This window comes from Paenibacillus aestuarii (assembly GCF_027789125.1).
Lineage (GTDB): Bacteria > Bacillota > Bacilli > Paenibacillales > NBRC-103111 > Paenibacillus_E > Paenibacillus_E aestuarii.
Window position 1 is genome coordinate 19,191 of the sequence record NZ_JAQFVF010000025.1, and the last position, 13,061, is coordinate 32,251.

Below are 13,061 nucleotides of genomic sequence, written 5' to 3' on the forward strand. Positions count from 1 at the left end.
TAATCATAAACCAATAATAGGCAAAGAGTGGACTAAACAAAAGAACCAATTTTAATCTTTATAATTGTACCAATCTTTTATTGCGCTTCGTATGCTTCGCTACATACCTAGCTTGCTATATCAGCGATTTAGTCATAATAAAATCGATTTGTTCTTCATCACCCATAAAAAATGAGTGAGCTCCCGTTTGAACAAAACCCATCTTTCTATAAAAGGAAATTGCGTTCTCGTTCTTTTCCCAAACTCCTAGCCATATCATCTTTTTGTTTTGTCCAATGGCTATCTCCACGGCTTTGTTGAGCAGATATTTTCCAAGTCCTTTGCCTTTAAATTTATATTTAATATAAATCCTCTCAACTTCAAGAGATTCTACACCAATTTCTTCTGATTGAGCATCATTGACATTCACCTTTAAATATCCAGCAAGTTCTTCATCGTAATAGACGAAAAAGAATTCCGAAGAGGTATTTGACAATTCCTTTTCCAACTGTTTAGCGTTAAATGCTCTTTCCAAATAAGCTTCCATATTTTCAAGTGAGTTTTGATCTTTAAACGTATCGTTAAAGGTCTCAATACTTATATCTTGAAGTAATTGTACATCTGCATGCGTACATTTTTTTATTTTCACAGTCATATTGAAATTTTCCCCTTTAAATAAAATCAATACGTTCGCTTGTTGCCCTTCTTTACAAATTCCCAGTCAATTTCTATATTCTTTCTCACTCTTTGAAGAAGATTAATAAGGGTCTCTGCTTCATTTTCGGATAATCCCGCTAATGCGACGCAATTCGAATGATCATTTTCTCGTTTGATAAAAGGAAATACAGTGTTCCCTTTTTCTGTTGGAAAAAGCTTCTTTATTTTTTTGTTATGTTCATCATCTTTCTTTTCAATAAAGCCATTCATTTCAAGCTTTAAAATTGCACGAGCTGCGGTAGTTCGGTCTACTTTAATCATTTCAGCTAACTTTTCTTGAATGATTCCTGGGTTTTCACATATTCGGACAAGGTACAAATACTGCCCTTTTGTCAGGTCATATTCTTTAAATTCGATATTGCTTATGGAATCTAATGCCCTTGCAATCATCCCAATTTCGCGAAGAATTTCCTTCATCATTTACTCCTAAGTTTATAATTTTATTGCAACTACAACAAAAAGTGCATAAATCAAATCTAATACATTATTATTGTATTTGCAACATAAATTTACGTTAAAGAGGTCGAGTCGTCATGCCTCTGTCGGGCAAGATTTCAAGTTACGGATATTTGATTTAAGTTAATACTATTTTGAATTTTAGTAGAGGGAAAATCCGCTGCGTGTAGAAATATTGGTGGTACAAACATCGGTCATCGCCGTCCGGCTTGGAGCACGATTAGAATCAGGCGGCTTTTCGTCGCGGCTCTTTTCAGGCTCGAACTAATATTACAACCTGACAGATGGAGTGATGAGCTTGAAATTGTGGTGCAAGGACATGCCGCGTGGCGTACCGCTGCTGCTAGCCAATTCATTTCTAATGTCGATCGGTTTCTACGCCCTTATCCCAAATCTGTCCGTCTATCTTACGCATTAGCTCGGATGGCAGCCGCTGCTTGCTGGCGTACTTCTGATGGTGCGCCAATTCAGCCAGCAGGGCCTGATGACGTTAACAGGGATGATCTCCGACCGAGTCGGCTATCGGCTAACGATTTCGCTCGGGTTTGTGTTACGCGGCATTGGATTCAGCATGTTTGCTCTTGGCACGAGCCCGCTCGTTATATTTGTTTCCGCCATCGTCGCAGGTATCGGAGGCAGCCTGTTCGAGCCGACCAGCGACGCGGCACTGACGACTCTAACGAATGCGCAGAGTCGGTCTCGCACGTACGCCGTGAAGAAGGTGACCGATAACCTTGGCATCGTGGTTTCGGCTCTGCTCGGCTCTATATTAGTATCGGCCAGCTTCCACTTGCTGTCGCTGATCTCCGGCGCTCTGTTCGTAATCGCAGGTATTTTGACTTATATTAGGCTGCCGTCCATCCGCATCCAGGTAAAGCCGGTTGCCTGGGGTAACATGTGGAGAACCGTTACGCGAGACAAGCCATTTGTTCATTATGTGGCGGTTATGATTGGCTATTTTTTTCTATTCATGCAACTGTATTTGGCGATCCCTGCCCGCATTGTTGATTTAACGCAACAAGCTTCATCGGTATCCTTCGTTTTTCTCGTGCTATCGATAATGATGATCGTGTTTCAAGTTCCAGTTAGCATGCTGGTTACTAGGATCAACGCGATACGCGCCATTCAGGCAGGGTTTGCGCTGTTGGGGACGGGACTGCTCTTGCTGGGTAACGCCGGGCATGTTGCGGTTTTTGTCGCAGGCATTGCACTTTTTACCATCGGGATGATGACAATCGAACCAGCGAGTTTTGATTTGACGGCGCGGCTCGCGAGGCCGGACATGACAGCGACCTATTTCGGATTTTATTATTTGGCCATGGCCATCGGAGGCGGGATCAGCCAGGGCACGGGCGGCCTGCTGATTCAGATCGGATCGTCCTCTGGGCTGCCGGGGCTTATTTGGTGGATCAGCGCTCTCGTCTCGTTACTGGCCATAGCGGGCGCGGAACCGCTGCGCAAATCATTAATTAGCTGTCGATCCGATAACGTAACAACCAAACATTAAAGGCAATTTAAATATCAATGTTCTTAATAACTTTTGCAGGGTTTCCTCCTACAACAACATTATTAGGAACGTCTTTGGTCACTACTGCTCCTGAAGCTATAACTACATTATCACCGATAGTTACACCGGGATTTATTACCGCTCTGCTCCAATCCAAACATTGTTACCAATCATTACAGGCTTCCCAAATTCAGCACCAGCAACACGTTCAAAAGGATTTAATGGGTGTGTGGCTGTATAAATATGTACGCCTGGCGCTATAAAACAATTCTCACCTATGCGCACTACACATACATCTAAAATTACACAGTCAAAATTTGCAAAAAAATTGTTACCTACATGGATATTGTAGCCGTAATCACAACGAAACGTGGGTTCAATATAAAGGCTCATGCCTGTTGATCCGAAAAGCTGTTTAAGGACTTCTATTCGCTTTTCATACTCGGTCTCCAAGGTTTGATTGAATAATCGAGTCATTCTCCTTGCATTTTCACGGTCTTTGGTTAACTATACGTCGGAAGCAAGATATAATTCTCCAGCTAACATTTTTTCTTTCTCGGTTTTGTTATCCATTCTAGACTTCCTTTCTTAAAAGCTAAATTCGAATAAATTCATCATACCCCTAACATATTCTGCTGCACTTTATTTCAATTATAAGATCATTCCCAAAAGTGCAATAAAACTTGTGATCGATAAGCTCTGTAAGGCTGATGAGTTTTAAAGGGAAAACAAAGACCCCCACAGCAAAATGCTGCAGGGGCAGAGGTTTATATATAAGGCGATCATTCATGTTTTAGGCTCAGTTCAATATCTCAGCGATCGCCGGTTGCCGCCATATGGTTAATCTCGTCCATCGTGGCCGTGGTGGCACAAATTTCCTCTGACGAAGCAGAAGCATTCTCAGAAACATTCGCGATGCTCTGGATCATTGAAGAAAGCTGCTCTCTTATAGCATTGACCTCACCTAGATGCATTACAATCCGGTTGGTTCGATCGGAAATAACCGTTATGGCATCCGCAATCTCGCGGTATGTACGAGCGGTATGTTCAGCAGCTGCGATGACTGTTGCTCAGCCCCTTCGGCAACATCGCTAACTGCCCGTGCCACTTCGGTAATGGAAATCGTCGCTTCTTTTGTTGTTTCCGCCAGCACGTCGGATGATTTTGCTTATCAGCAATATATGAGCAATGCAAAAAGGCCGGTTAAACCGGCCTTGCCCATTCTAGCTTCTTCGCTTTCTCTTTGATATAATCGGCAGTTCTTAACGCTAACGACATGACCGTATTCGTAGGATTTCCAGCACCTGAAGTGACAAAGATGCTTGCATCGCAGACGAAAAGGTTAGGAATATCGTGTGTTTGTCCGTACGAATTCACGACTGAAGACGCTGAATCTTCCCCCATCCGACAGCCTCCCATCATATGAGCGGTGTCAGGAATGACAAATTCGACTTTGCCTCCGGCAGCTTCAAGGATAGCACTCATCTTGCCGACGGCATGATCAATGAGCTTGCGATCGTTATCGCCGTAGCTGAACGTTACTTTGGCACGAGGCAGTCCGTACTCGTCTTTTTCATCGACTAACGTCACCTCATTGGCCTTATTCGGGAGCACCTCTCCGACCAAAGTGACTCTTCCGTAATAATTGTAATCGAGCAAAGTCTCCCTGAACCGTTCGCCCCAGATGGGTCCGCCCTTGGCTTTCGATATTCCGTTGGCAAAACTGACCGGTCTCGCCCCATGCGCATGAAGCGTATAACCGCGGACGAAATTGTTATGCGAATCTGTCCGGTAAAAATCCTGGGTCGTCGCCAGTACAGGGGTACCTTTATAAAGCTTGATTTCCTCATCGAACTTGGCGTAGACGTCTTGGCTGCTGTGGACCATGATGGATTTCCCGACCCATCCGCTGCTGTTGGCAAGGCCATCGGCAAATTGGGCATTTGCGGAATTGAGCAGCAAACGTGGTGTTTCTACGACGAATGCCGATAAAATCACCAGCTTTGCTTTTTGTTCGTACGTTAGGCCATTGTGAACAAACGTGACTCCCTTCGCTCTACCATCTTTCCCCATCAACACCTGGGTTACCATACAATCAGCCAGCACCTCAGCTCCGGCTTTGATTGCTTTGGGAATATGTACGATCAATGTGCTGAATTTAGCGTCCGGCATGCAGCCTTGATTGCAAAAGCCTCGATTTATACAAGGCGGACGTCCTTCAAACGGTGCGGAGAGAATCGCGAGCGGAGCAACGGACGAACGAATGCCAAGTTTTTCACAGCCATTCATGAACATATAGGCGTTCGGGCTAAGGGGCTCTCTTTCCGGGTACGGATATGGTCCGTGAAAATCCCCCCATGGAAAATGCTTCGGACCGGATACGGCAATTTCTTTCTCAATTCTCGCATAATACGGTGCCAGATCCTCATAATCAATCGGCCAGTCATCGGCTACGCCATCCATCGATTTTACTTTGAAATCCGCTTGGTGAAACCGCAAGAAAACCGCTGTAAAGTGAGTGGTTCCCCCGCCAATCCCCCGCCCGGAGTTATTGTTCCCCATCTGCAGCGGGTCGCTGCCATCTACGATTCGGGTATCCTGCCAACCCAAGTTTTTCATGGATAACTCATCGCTTGCAAAATCTTTTTGTGGATCCCGAAACGGTCCTGCGTCCAAAATAACAACACTCATGCCGGCTTCGCTTAATTCTTTGGCTAATACACCTCCGGCAGCACCCGCACCAACGATCACGACATCGACTTCTTCACCTTCGTATCTGCGTTTCATCATCGTTCCGGTTGTGCCTCCCATGGATCCAATTGTCCCAGCCCCGTACGTACGTATCCTCGTGGATAAGCCGGACCCGCGTAACCAATTTCGGACCATACGCTCGGATGTGAGCAGTACGCTTCCACAGTCAATTGCATAAGCTTCTTAAATAGATCTTCCTGAGGTATATTGCGCCAAGCATCTTGTGGCTCTGCTAGGGATTCACTAATCCGCTCTAAATATTGAATTTGCCGTTGGGTATCCAGATCGGAAAATGAAGAATTATAAGTCATCCTGGCCCCTTGATCAATCGCTTGGAGTCCTGACCTGACTAAAGCGGCGGCATGAGGAACGTTTGCTTTTCTTTGACTCTCCCCTGGAGATTGATGCAGCGTCTGATCGATGTGACTAAGTATGAAATCCAATACCTCCGGCCTTTGATCATTGACTAAGATAGAACAGATAAGTCTTAGAATCTCCGTTTCCGCAGCGGTCAGAAAATGATAGCTAATCTTCAAATTCAGCCGGGAGGTTACGATGGTTTGCGTATGGTCATCCCACTCATCTTGTTCTTTCATGACATCGAATGACGGGTAATGGCTCACGTAAGACATCAGATCACCAGACCTTCCAATAGATCGCGATCAGCCCGAGGACACTAAGCGCAGTGAACATTAACGGCAGTGTGACAGGAGGACCGATGAGAAAATTTCGTAAAGCCCATCCGCCTACTCGAATCCCGACTCCGCGAAAATGAAAATAAAATCCAATCAAACCATCGACTACACCGAACCACATAAGAACCATAAACAGGGTATGCAGCCAAGATGCGTTATACCAGGTCAGAATTAAACCAACAATCAGGAAAATAGGTGAGGAAATAACGGGTACCCACATTGCTTTATGGGTAAAATTCTGCCTATAGTGGAACATCGTTACCTGGATGCCAATCACGAGAAAGGCCAAGCTGACAAATAAGATTAGAACTCGGTCAAGCGACCATGCAGACCAATTCATAAAGGATCCTCTCTTCCATCGCAATGTTGTCGTTTCAAATATTTCCATGGATCCTGAAAAATATTCCAAAAATACGAATCAGGTGATAAATGAAAAAGGTTTGCATACTACGTGGAAATGAAACTAGGGGTACAAGCTCATTCGATCCAAAAACAATCTAATCCCTACGAACCCTTACCAAACCTGTGCACTATTCTTAACCCCATCAGAACAAGAATCCCACTGATCCAGCTTTACATATACATGGCTAACGTGAAGAGCAACAGTCCAATAACGATGAATGGTCGTCTACCAAATCGATCCAGCATCCTCCCAACGATCGGACGAAAAATAACGGCAGATAACATAAATACACCCATCGATAGACCGACTTGTGTTTCGTTACCGCCAATTTGTTTTGATGAACAAAGGAAGCGTCGGATACAGCATATAAAACGCGTTGAAAAGGAAAAACATCCCTATAGTCATGAGAATAAATGACTTGGCCTATAAGCGTTCCATGTATGTACATCCTTTCTTCAGTTAAATACTGCTAAAGGGCTATATAATCCCAATAAAACAAAACGCTACCGACACCAGCTTGTCAGTAGCGTTTTGAAATTTTCTCAGCCTCTTCCCGAATCCGATGTCGCAAAGACTTCGGTTCCAGCACCTCGACATCCCCGCCCCAGCTCAGGATATAAGGCAGCAGTTCCTCTGGCTGACGGACAAGAAAGTGAACTAAAAGTTCGTCCCTGCAATCCTCAATCGATTCCAAATAAAAATGACATGTCTCAGCGATTTTGTCTGCAATTTCGGGATTAGCTCGAAGCAACACCTGAACGTTACGGTCGTCTGGCGGACGGTAATTGTTAAGGTTAAACCCATTTGGTATGAGAAAGCGATCCTCCAATACGGTAAGCCCCGTCATCCGAGACAACCGGAAATGCCGAATTTCCTGCCGCAAGTCGCAATGTGCAATCAAAATCCAATTTCCCTGAACAAGCACCAGTCCGTAAGGAGCGACATCACGCGTACTCTTCCGATTGCCATCCGCTTCCGGTATTTTTTCAGATACGTCATACGTAATTTGCGGCATTCCATAATGGCCCGCCTCGCTTGTCCGATGTAGTCCTTTTCCCTCCAGCTGGTAATCGGCTCGCCGGCCTGAAGAAGACGCATCGTTTCTCGAACGCGCGACGACTCACCGCGCACTCGCTCCGGCAGAATAGCTTCAATTTTACGTCTAGCCATCTTAGAAACATTTCCGTAATCTCCATCCAACCGCTGCTCGATAAAGTCAATACCCATAAGCAAGGTTACGGCCTCTTCAACAGAAAACCCGACCGGAGGGAGAAAATATCCTGCCATTAGGGAATAACCATGCCCGGGAGACCCCACAATTGGAACACCCATTTCGCTAAGTGTATGTATGTCTCGATATATAGTCCGCACGCTGGTCTCAAATAGAGACGCCAAATCTTCCGCTCTCAATACCTTGCTTCGTTGTAGCTCAAGCATTATGGCGAGCTGCCGATCGGTTTTGTTCATTCTTAATTCCCCCGCTGTTCTTCAAGCAAGTCCACTTCGTTTATTCTACCACAGCAAACAGCAAACTGCTTGTTAGCGTGATAACGGAACCGATCGCGATCCTCGAGCTGTTCGACATGTATCCATACAAGAAAGAGTAGAACTTTATTCCATAAAAATGAAAATCCGCAATTGACGTCTCCTTTAATTAGATATGTTCTTGTCACCTGACATTAGATGTTGTTCGGCGACATCCCCCTTTTGTTTGGGAATACTTTTCTTATACTTGGTAAATACTTCATTAAAAGTAACTTACTCATGCCAAGCGGGGATTGATAAATGATACAAAAGAATTTGCCCTTTGCTCTCATCATGATGACATTAATGATGTCAGTCGGTTTGGTGAATCATGTTCAAATCGTCCCTTTGTTATTAGAAACCGCCAAAAGAGATGCCTGGATCAGTATTCTCCTATTGATTGTGCCTTTCTGCTTGTTCATGATACCGCTATATTATATATGTAAGAAAACGAATGGTCTGAGCATCCAAGACTGGATAAAGCACAACTATGGTCGAATAGCCTCCATCCTTTTTCGAGCCATTTGGTTGGTTTATTTTATTTTTTTCGTATTCGTCGCTGTAAAGGATACGGTCATGTGGACCCATGTCTCCTATTTACCACATACGCCTGTTCTTGTAATTGCTTTCTTCTTATGCGGGTTAAGCGCAGTGGTCAGCGTATTTGGCATACGCATGATTCTGATTGCCAGTGGAATATTTTTGCCAACTGTTTCCTTACTGGGCTTTTTCATTACCTTTGCTAACCTTCCAAATAAAGACTACTCAAGCATATTCCCCTTACTCGAAAACGGTTGGAATCCTATAATAAAAGCTTTGATCTATGTAGGCGGCGAGTTTTCGGAGTTGATCCTCATTACTTTTCTTAGTCAGCATGCTTCTAAGAAATCATTATGGTTCTTTATTTTGCTTGCTTTGATGATAGCTTGTATCGCTCTTGGTCCCACGCTAGGTGCCATTGCGGAGTTTGGGCCATTAGAGGCGGCCAAACAACGATATCCTTCTTTTGAGGAATGGAGACTTCTCCATATCGGGCATTTCATTGAGCATATGGATTATGCATCCATTTATCCGTGGATCACCGGCGCATCCATTCGTATGTCACTCGGCATTTGTTTAATCCTTGATCTTGCAAAATTGAATCAACGGCGGACTCGAGCAATAGCCGCTTCAGTTATTGGCGCAGGATTCATGTTCGCTAACCTGCTCCCAATTAGTGATTACGATTTTTTATTATTCTTACGCGATTGGTACTTTCCAGCAGTACTCCTGTTCCATTTACTTGTCGTTATCGGTCTATGCGGGCTTATCGCTTTATTAAAGCGCAAAAACGTAACAACATAGTCAAAAAAGGTGGTTCCACTATGCTGCAGCAAGATCTCCCCTCCAATCAGACCATCGATTCTTTGCAGGAGCATTCCATCAGACAGCTGTTCAAAAGCAGCCAGGATGTTCAAATCGATCAAGTATTTATGAAATTTCATGACTCAGAGCACAGCGTTATTTTAATATATTGCATCGGCTTAGCTGATTCTAAGCAAATCAATAATTATGTAATGCTCCATTTGGAGAGCATGATTGAGCTTCATCCGGACGAGCAATCCCTTGAGCGCTATGGACCTCTGCGATTGAAGAGGTTGAATGTGAAAGACAATGTTGATACTTTAACTGCACATGTGTTTACTGGTGACTTAATCATTTACTTAGAAAAGTCACACACCTTTTATTCTCTGGTAATCGCCGATGCTCCAAAACGTAATCCTGAGGAATCTGCCTCCGAGGTTTCTATCAAGGGGGCACGCGACGGTTTTACAGAGGACTTGGATACCAACGTTGCCTTGGTTCGGCGCAGAATAAAGTCAGCCTCTATGAGCTGTGAGTATTTTACTGTCGGGAGAAGAAGTCAAACCAAAGTAGCTTTACTGTATATGAACGATATCGCGAATCCAGAGTTGATTCAAATGGCCAAAGAACGCCTACTTAAAATCGATGTGGATGTTCTACATAACAGTAGCCAGTTGGAAGCGATGCTTGCTGATACTTCGATATCGCTATTTCCGTTAATCGATTACATTGGGCGGCCGGATTATGTGACCGAAAGCTTAATGGTCGGTCGGTTTGTATTTTTAGCTGACGGCTCCCCAAATGCCATCATTGCACCAGTTTCTTTTGCAGGAATTCTAAAGACTCCAGAGGATCTCTATTTACCGTTTCAGTTTGTTTCCCTTGAAAGAATACTTCGAATTTTTGGCTTTTTTATCGGAACCCTTTTGCCAGGCTTCTGGATTTCCTTATCCGCTTACAATATAGACCAGCTCCCTTTCTCTTTGCTGGCTACAGCAAAAATCGTAAGGGCCGGTCTTCCTATGCCCTCCACACTCGAATCGTTTTTTATGGTTATTCTTTTTGAGGTTTTCCGGGAAGCAGGCATCCGATTGCCCAAATCGGTCGGACAAACGGTCGCCGTTGTCGGCGGGTTAATCATAGGTGACATGTCCGTCAAAGCCGGGATCACCTCTCCCGTGATGATCGTGGTCGTATCGATCTCTACGGTTGCATCATTTATGCTGATTAACCAGAACTTAAACGGTACAGCGACCATACTAAGGATTTACGTCCTTATCATGTCCTGTTTTTTAGGCATCTTCGGATTTATCCTTGCCTTTATTTGCATCGTTTTTTATATGTCCGCCTTGGAGTCGTTTGGCATCCCATACTTTTCTCCGCTCTCTCCCCCCGTTTGGAAAGAGCTGATACCTGCTATCGCGAGAGAACCTATTATTCGAATGAAAAAAAGATCCAGCGTACTTCACCCGAAGGATTCCACCCGTGGAGGAGATGATGCTTCTTGATTTTCAGCCGCGTACTGATACTGTTTATCGCTTGCAGTCTTCTTACAGGCTGCTGGGATCGAAGAGAGCTTCAAGATACCGTATTCGTAGTTGCACTTGGCGTGGATTATGAAGAAGGACAATATACCGTATATTCCCAATTGATAGATTTCAATAGTGTTGCAAAGCATGAGACAGGGGCAAAGGTTGCGGAATCCACATGGATCGGTAAAGCCACTGGAAGCAACCCATTTGTCGCTTTTCAAACCTTAAATCAACTTACATCCCAACAGCAGCTATATTTAGGACAGGTTTCAGCTCTTATCTTAACAAGCCGTGCGCTAGAACAAAACGTTGAAGACATTTTAGAAGCGTTATATCGATACCGAGAGCTTCGCTATAATTTATGGATATTTGGGTCGGAAGAACCCATTACTTCATTACTTACTTCAAATTCTCTCTTAGGTCTCTCTCCAGAGTTGACGGTCATCCATAATCCAAAACCGGCTTCTGCCAAAGTAGCATGGACTCAACCGGTTAATGTAAGACAATTCCTTAAAGCCTATAGAGAGCCCGGCGAAACCGCATTTATCCCCTCTCTATCGATAAACAAATTATGGAGAACAAAGGACAAGAAGGAAGATGTAGCTTATATCGACGGACTCTATACTTTTTATCAGAAAAAGTATAAAAAGAAATTCCTGCTTTCAAAAGTGGAAGGAATTCGTTGGATGAACAAACCTTCACAAGAGATTTTACTGCAGGTGAATAATCCACAATTTCAAGCAGCCTTTTTGGTTAGGTATACGCATCGACGTGTGAATTGGAATGACGCAAACGGACAGCTTCAATATATCTTGGACTTAGATGTTAAGGGCAGCATGGAGATGGCGAACGGTCCTTTCACCAAGGAAGAGCTTAGAGCAGCGGCGGATAACGCGATTCGTAATGAAATCACCGAAACGTTTCAATTAGGTCAAAAATCGCAAACAGACTTACTTAATCTGGGTAAGGAATTGTACAAACATGACCTTCCAAAATGGCGAGAAATTTACCGTACCCCGGAGGTTAAACCAACATTGAAGGTGAATATTCATTTGTTCCTGGAGCATTCCGGAACATATAAGGCGAGTCGGGACGAGTAATTAAACGGTGTTTAGCATCGCTTGATGCGTAAACATTGAACTGCGTTCCTCCCCCCCATATTTGCTTATATGAACAAAAAAGTGACCCGCAGCAACGGGCTGTGGGTCAAAATTATTTATATTATAAAGGGAGGCAGTTTTATTATAGGCTTAGAGCGCGTACCTCAACCTGATGACAAGGTGGGGGCTGTTTGGCGCTTACCGAAGCCACGGCGGCCTCCTCACTACTTTGATTGAACTAACGATCCCCGATAGTTCAACAATCACGCCTCTAACGAATCTAATAATGTTGTTTTATTTTCTAAGAGTGGGAATAAGTCTATGGTGTTTTAATAATAGATCCAGTCCGTCTGTTATATCGTTAACAACGATATGACTAGCCATTAGGGTTGCCGTTGCGCATCCTTCTTTGCCAACTATTGCAATTGCCAGATCAGCTTGCCGAAACATTAGCTCATCATTTGCGCCGTTACCCATAGCTGCAACGCCATCTGGCAATAGATTAGAAACAAAACTGCGTTTTTCCTCTCGCTGGTCTTCTGGACCGATAATCTGTAGTTTTACTGGCAATCCGTCACATTCTTTTGTTGCACTTCCATTACTGTCAGCAGTTAACACATGGATCGTAAACAGTTTTTCTAAATATAAAAGTCTTTCCCTTACGCCCTGTTGCAGTTTTCCATCCAAAGCTATTGTCCCGTTAAAGTCTAATACTAAATGCTTAATACGAATTTCTCCATCTCCTGGGATGTGTATTTGCATAATTCACTGCTCCTATGTTTCATTTAATTGTTAGTTAACAGTCCTTGTGGTCAATGTTGAACGTGTAATCCAACGCACAATTATAACAATTTACAAGTTTCTTTAGTATTCCGCATAACTGTCAGTTACTTTACAGATAAATTACTCGAACTACTTCTTAAAAAGCTGACACAGATTTAGGATTTCCAAATCTCAGAGCAACTTGTCCAGAAGGTGGAGAAACAGAACTCTTTGGTGGAGACCATATGTGGGTCCCAACAAATTCTATTGGGAATGCTTCGGGTAAATTCT

The 13,061-nt window shown here is 43.8% G+C and carries 11 protein-coding genes and 3 pseudogenes; 4 read left to right on the forward strand and 10 right to left on the reverse strand.

The window, feature by feature from the left end:
• Positions 1 to 115: 115 nt before the first annotated feature.
• Together O9139_RS10900 and O9139_RS10905 are read right to left on the reverse strand one after the other, a co-directional pair.
• Positions 116 to 634 (reverse strand): GNAT family N-acetyltransferase, encoded by a 519-nt coding sequence (locus O9139_RS10900; RefSeq protein WP_270879506.1) that lies wholly within the window; start codon positions 632 to 634, stop codon positions 116 to 118.
• A gap of 26 nt (positions 635 to 660) precedes the next feature.
• Entirely contained in the window at positions 661 to 1,113 is a 453-nt protein-coding gene (locus O9139_RS10905) for a MarR family winged helix-turn-helix transcriptional regulator (protein ID WP_270879507.1), read from the reverse strand.
• A gap of 469 nt (positions 1,114 to 1,582) precedes the next feature.
• On the opposite strand from O9139_RS10905, the pseudogene O9139_RS10910 reads away from it, so the two are divergent.
• A pseudogene (locus O9139_RS10910) lies at positions 1,583 to 2,659 on the forward strand (MFS transporter); the annotation flags it as partial.
• A 7-nt stretch (positions 2,660 to 2,666) separates the two neighbouring features.
• Here O9139_RS10910 and O9139_RS10915 read toward each other — a convergent pair.
• From O9139_RS10915 to O9139_RS10945, 7 genes and pseudogenes are all read right to left on the reverse strand, one after another.
• Positions 2,667 to 3,232, reverse strand: a pseudogene (locus tag O9139_RS10915) (maltose acetyltransferase domain-containing protein).
• A gap of 433 nt (positions 3,233 to 3,665) precedes the next feature.
• Positions 3,666 to 3,812 (reverse strand): hypothetical protein, encoded by a 147-nt coding sequence (locus O9139_RS10920; RefSeq protein WP_270879508.1) that lies wholly within the window; start codon positions 3,810 to 3,812, stop codon positions 3,666 to 3,668.
• 50 nt (positions 3,813 to 3,862) lie between these two features.
• Entirely contained in the window at positions 3,863 to 5,449 is a 1,587-nt protein-coding gene (locus O9139_RS10925) for a GMC family oxidoreductase (RefSeq protein WP_270879509.1), read from the reverse strand.
• Positions 5,446 to 6,042 (reverse strand): gluconate 2-dehydrogenase subunit 3 family protein, encoded by a 597-nt coding sequence (locus tag O9139_RS10930; RefSeq protein ID WP_270879510.1) that lies wholly within the window; start codon positions 6,040 to 6,042, stop codon positions 5,446 to 5,448. Before O9139_RS10930 ends, O9139_RS10925 begins: the two co-directional genes overlap by 4 nt.
• Positions 6,043 to 6,046: 4 nt before the next feature.
• A complete protein-coding gene (locus O9139_RS10935; protein ID WP_270879511.1) occupies positions 6,047 to 6,445 on the reverse strand; it encodes a hypothetical protein in 399 nt (132 codons plus the stop codon).
• A gap of 233 nt (positions 6,446 to 6,678) precedes the next feature.
• Positions 6,679 to 6,804, reverse strand: coding sequence for an MFS transporter (locus tag O9139_RS33185; protein WP_333742588.1), 126 nt, complete (start codon positions 6,802 to 6,804; stop codon positions 6,679 to 6,681).
• Positions 6,805 to 7,028: 224 nt separating this feature from the next.
• A pseudogene (locus O9139_RS10945) lies at positions 7,029 to 7,975 on the reverse strand (helix-turn-helix transcriptional regulator).
• Between the two features lie 318 nt (positions 7,976 to 8,293).
• On the opposite strand from O9139_RS10945, the gene O9139_RS10950 reads away from it, so the two are divergent.
• The 3 genes from O9139_RS10950 to O9139_RS10960 are packed head-to-tail and all read left to right on the forward strand — an operon-like array spanning position 8,294 to position 12,008.
• Positions 8,294 to 9,376, forward strand: coding sequence for a GerAB/ArcD/ProY family transporter (locus O9139_RS10950; RefSeq protein WP_270879512.1), 1,083 nt, complete (start codon positions 8,294 to 8,296; stop codon positions 9,374 to 9,376).
• A gap of 20 nt (positions 9,377 to 9,396) precedes the next feature.
• A complete protein-coding gene (locus O9139_RS10955; protein ID WP_270879513.1) occupies positions 9,397 to 10,884 on the forward strand; it encodes a spore germination protein in 1,488 nt (495 codons plus the stop codon).
• On the forward strand, positions 10,881 to 12,008 hold the full coding sequence (locus O9139_RS10960) for a Ger(x)C family spore germination protein (RefSeq protein WP_270879514.1): 1,128 nt from the start codon (positions 10,881 to 10,883) through the stop codon (positions 12,006 to 12,008). The genes O9139_RS10955 and O9139_RS10960 overlap by 4 nt, the downstream gene beginning before the upstream one ends.
• A 294-nt stretch (positions 12,009 to 12,302) precedes the next feature.
• On the opposite strand, the gene O9139_RS10965 is transcribed toward O9139_RS10960, so the two are convergent.
• Positions 12,303 to 12,770 (reverse strand): HAD family hydrolase, encoded by a 468-nt coding sequence (locus O9139_RS10965; protein WP_270879515.1) that lies wholly within the window; start codon positions 12,768 to 12,770, stop codon positions 12,303 to 12,305.
• Between the last annotated feature and the right edge of the window lie 291 nt (positions 12,771 to 13,061).

Coding starts and splice junctions, on each gene's coding strand:
- O9139_RS10900 (WP_270879506.1), bottom strand. CDS start 634: ATGACTGTGAAAATAAAAAAATGTACGCATGCAGATGTACAATTACTT.
- O9139_RS10955 (WP_270879513.1), top strand. CDS start 9,397: ATGCTGCAGCAAGATCTCCCCTCCAATCAGACCATCGATTCTTTGCAG.
- O9139_RS33185 (WP_333742588.1), bottom strand. CDS start 6,804: ATGGGTGTATTTATGTTATCTGCCGTTATTTTTCGTCCGATCGTTGGG.
- O9139_RS10950 (WP_270879512.1), top strand. CDS start 8,294: ATGATACAAAAGAATTTGCCCTTTGCTCTCATCATGATGACATTAATG.
- O9139_RS10905 (WP_270879507.1), bottom strand. CDS start 1,113: ATGAAGGAAATTCTTCGCGAAATTGGGATGATTGCAAGGGCATTAGAT.
- O9139_RS10965 (WP_270879515.1), bottom strand. CDS start 12,770: ATGCAAATACACATCCCAGGAGATGGAGAAATTCGTATTAAGCATTTA.
- O9139_RS10935 (WP_270879511.1), bottom strand. CDS start 6,445: ATGAATTGGTCTGCATGGTCGCTTGACCGAGTTCTAATCTTATTTGTC.
- O9139_RS10930 (WP_270879510.1), bottom strand. CDS start 6,042: ATGTCTTACGTGAGCCATTACCCGTCATTCGATGTCATGAAAGAACAA.
- O9139_RS10925 (WP_270879509.1), bottom strand. CDS start 5,449: ATGATGAAACGCAGATACGAAGGTGAAGAAGTCGATGTCGTGATCGTT.